Origin of the sequence: Hyella patelloides LEGE 07179 (genome assembly GCF_900659865.1) — a bacterium.
Lineage (GTDB): Bacteria > Cyanobacteriota > Cyanobacteriia > Cyanobacteriales > Xenococcaceae > Hyella > Hyella patelloides.
In genome coordinates this window covers 1-2,700 of the sequence record NZ_LR214230.1, presented here as the reverse complement: position 1 = coordinate 2,700, position 2,700 = coordinate 1, and the positions used below count along the sequence as shown (strand labels likewise).

Here is a 2,700-nt window from a genome sequence, read left to right as displayed (position 1 = left end):
CGAGTCCTTTAGGGCGTTCTCATGTCGCGAGGCAACCTCGCCAGGGGTGGATAGGGGGGACTTTTCTGGTTTGATGTTTGGCTGACCACAGTTGATTGCGGTCTGTTGAAGTCCCCCCATCCCCGCGCACCGCTTTTAAGGCGGGGTCTCTCTGACTTATAAGTTTCCTCTGGTTTTTTCTGACCAAACTCTAGTAGGTAGACCCCAAATATAGATAAAACCTTCTGCTGCTTTATGATCGAATTGGTCTTCTGCACCATAGGTAGCCAAATCAGGAGCATAAATAGAATTAGCTGATTGACGACCGACAATTACCGCATTACCTTTAAAGAGCTTGACTCTTACCGTACCCGATACAGTGGATTGAGTTTGTTGAATAAAAGCATCTAAAGCAGGCTTTAAAGGACTGTACCATAAACCTTGATAAATTAATTCGCTATAAGTTTGCTCGATACCTCTTTTATATCTAGTAACATCTGCTGTTAGAGTCAAGCTTTCCAAATCACGATGGGCTTGAATCAATACCAGCAAAGCAGGAGTCTCATAAATTTCGCGAGATTTAATACCCACAACGCGGTTTTCAATCATATCAATGCGTCCTACTCCATGTTTCCCAACAGTTTCGTTTAACTGAGAAATGAGGGCTACAGGCGCAAGTTCATTACCATTAATACTTACAGGAATACCCTTAGTAAAACCAATTTCAACGTATTCTGGCTCATCAGGAGTATCTGCAATAGCTTTGGTCATAGCATAGATTTCTTCGGTCGGCTCTGTCATGGGATCTTCTAAAGGACCTGCTTCGATACTACGCCCTAATAAGTTACGATCGATACTATAGGGAGATGATTTCTTAACAGGAAAGTCGATGCCAAATTTTTCCCCGTAGGTAATAGCTTCTTCTCGGCTCATCCCCCATTCTCTAGCGGGTGCTAAAACTTTCAGATTAGGATTTAAAGCAGTAATACCCACATCAAATCTTACTTGGTCATTACCTTTACCCGTGCAACCGTGAGCTACTGCATCAGCATTATACTTTTCGGCTGCTTCTACTAATAATTTCGCAATTAAAGGACGAGCTAAAGCTGTAGAAAGGGGATAGCGATCTTCATAAAGAGTATTGGCGCAAATTGCAGGAAAAGCATAATCAGTAACAAAGGTTTCTGTCGCATCTTCGACTAAAGACTGTACTGCACCGCATTTTAAAGCTTTTTCTTGAATGGGTTTTAATTCTTCTCCTTGTCCTAAATCTGCTGCTAAGGTAATTACTTCTTCTACTCCCCATTCATGCATTAGATAGGGGATGCATACAGAGGTATCTACCCCACCAGAATAGGCTAAAACAACTTTTTTGGCACGTCCCATAATTAATTGTATTGATTTTATTAAAAGACCAATGGAGTATTGTAACGGATAGTTGAAACAGTTACCAGAGTTATTAATTAGCAGTTATTTTAATTTCACGAAGTCAGAAAGACCCTGCTACTTAAGTTATTTGGCGATCGCTAAAAGCTGACTGAGCCTATTTCCAATAGTATTCGGTTAAAAATCACGACATCAGGCACACACCTGACAGGGCAAAGAAGAAAGGCAAAAGTTATTGAGTGCGTTCCTTTTGCCTTATTTTCTCGCTATGAGAAATTAACTACAGTATCTTATGAGTATATTCGTGTTGTTTTACATTATCTTCTACGCGAACCACACTGCTATCGTTTAAGACTCGTTTTTTGCTAAGAGAGTAATTTAAGTCTTGCTTAATTGTTCCGATAGGGATATGTTTAGCAGCTGAGGGGCGTGTTTTAAAAGTTCGAGTTGCAGCGATCGCTCTTTCGGTAAAGCGATCGCAAAGTTGAGCGGATGCGGGAAATTCTTGAGGAATAATCGGGGTATCTTCGACGAAGAAGTTATCCAAAGTTTGACCGCAAACAAATTCGTAAGAAGTGGGAATTCCTTGTAAAATAGCCTCTAAAGCAGCAGAAGGAATTGGTTCAACCACTTTAACCTGATGGATTTCTCCTTCATCTCGTACAAAGCAAGTAGCAAGACCAAAAGAACAATAGTCTTCTAAAGAGATATCTGATACTTGAGATAGTAACTTAATATTAGTCATAAATTGTTAGCAAAAAACATTTTTCGAGTTTTAAAGTTGATAAACTCATCGTAATGGGATATTATACTCATCTCACCAGGCAAGATAACGTTATCGTTATAAAAACACATACTTTGCATCAACATGGCGATTGGACAAGCTGAGGTTTTCCCAGCATCCCTCACCATCAAAAGAACAAAAGTTTTTAAATTTAATTATTTAATTTTTTTGTTACTTTTCCGCAATTTTAGGGAACTCTACTAAGTGTGACTTCTGAGTTTAACCAACGGTCATGTGTCATCTCCGTCTTAAAACGGCAGAGTCCCGTCAACACTCGCGCGACGCGGAGCTAGTCCTAAAGGGGCGTTCCTTTGCCGAGGAAGCGGAGGAAGCCCGCGTCGGACGTGGCGTATAAACCCCTGGGGAGACCCCAGGCGACAGCCACTCCGTAAGACGCAAGGGAATGTCCTCCAAGACAGCCTCGGCAGGGGTGGATAGGGGGGACGGGGTTCACAAGCTGGGCGGGAGACCCGCCCAGACGACCCCTCACTTTTCTGGTTTTATGTTTTGTCTCTCACAGTTAACTGTGGTTTGTTGAAGTCCCCCCATCC

General features: G+C 41.9%; 2 protein-coding genes. Both read right to left on the bottom strand.

Features of this window, described 5'->3' with window-relative positions; all coding sequences use genetic code 11:
- Window positions 1-156 precede the first annotated feature (156 nt).
- Window positions 157-1,365, bottom strand: a complete 1,209-nt coding sequence (locus tag H1P_RS32580) for an argininosuccinate synthase (RefSeq protein ID WP_144875525.1) — start codon at window positions 1,363-1,365, stop codon at window positions 157-159.
- Window positions 1,366-1,645: 280 nt separating this feature from the next.
- Entirely contained in the window at window positions 1,646-2,110 is a 465-nt protein-coding gene (locus H1P_RS32575; protein WP_144875523.1) for a hypothetical protein, read from the bottom strand.
- Between the last annotated feature and the right edge of the window lie 590 nt (window positions 2,111-2,700).

Excerpts from the sequence above, each read along its gene's own strand:
- H1P_RS32580 (WP_144875525.1), bottom strand. The coding sequence starts at position 1,365 with ATGGGACGTGCCAAAAAAGTTGTTTTAGCCTATTCTGGTGGGGTAGAT.
- H1P_RS32575 (WP_144875523.1), bottom strand. The coding sequence starts at position 2,110 with ATGACTAATATTAAGTTACTATCTCAAGTATCAGATATCTCTTTAGAA.